This is a genomic window from Nocardioides aquiterrae (assembly GCF_039526625.1).
GTDB classification, from domain to species: Bacteria; Actinomycetota; Actinomycetes; order Propionibacteriales; family Nocardioidaceae; genus Nocardioides; species Nocardioides aquiterrae.
This window is the reverse complement of the sequence record NZ_BAAAJE010000036.1, coordinates 1-914: the sequence shown is the minus strand read 5'-3', so window position 1 is coordinate 914 and position 914 is coordinate 1. Positions and strand designations below refer to the sequence as shown.

General features: G+C 69.8%; 1 pseudogene. It reads right to left on the bottom strand.

From position 1 onward, the window contains the following. Positions 1–747: pseudogene (locus ABD086_RS24650) on the bottom strand (hypothetical protein); the annotation flags it as partial. Positions 748–914 lie beyond the last annotated feature (167 nt).

Sequence of the window (914 nt, the reverse complement as noted above, 5' to 3'; positions counted from 1 at the left end):
GAACTCGAGGAAGACCCCGAGCTCTGGCCAAGCGAAGTCGACCCGGGCCACGACCCGGCCCGACCCGTCCCGGATCTTGTACTGCGGCTCCGGCATCGGGAGACCCTCCCGGAAGCAGAGGTAGTACGTCCGGCACTCCCCGACGGACTCGAACCGCTCGTCGGCCAGCCGGAGCACCAGGTCTGTCGAGAGCGTGTCCGGCCAGTGCTTCATCAGCTCGTATCGCGTACGGAGCTGCTGCATGGTCGTCTGCTTCGTGTGCAGGAGGTGGCTGACCACGCACATCGCCGCCTCCACGGTCGCCACCGTCGTGACCTCGAGCGCGGTGCGCGTCGGAGCCATCACGTCGAGAGCGTCACGCTCGACGACATCGCCGTCGATGATCGCCCCCCGGTGGGGACGCACCCCGGCTTCCTTCCGCCCGGTCGTGCCGTCCCGCCGGGTCACGTCGACGAGGTCGAGGTCCACGCCCCACGTGGGCGCGCCGAGAAAGGGGAGCGCCGAGGCGTGCGAGACGACGACGTCCACGCGCGCCTGCGCGACGACGGCCCGGGCCACCAGCGCGTGCCGTCCCGCCTCGTCGAGTCCGTTCCAGGTGTGCGCGTCGGTGTAGGCGCCGTGCCGCACCTTCACCCACTCGCCGCCCTTGACCTGGGCAGCGATGGCGCGGTCGGTGTAGCCGAGGTCGATCAAGTGCTTGCGCAGCATGATCCGTCCACGGCGCGGGTCGGTCAGCGGGATCATCATGGATGACGACTGCCCGCCGCGCCGACCGCCGACCCATGTCGCGACCCGCCCTGTGGACAACCTCGCCCCGCCAGCGGACATGTCGGGCAATCCCTGCACATGTCGGCCGAAGTTTCGAATCTCCTGACTGATGTGTGGGTCAGGTTCGGCCGGGGAGGACGGGTCGG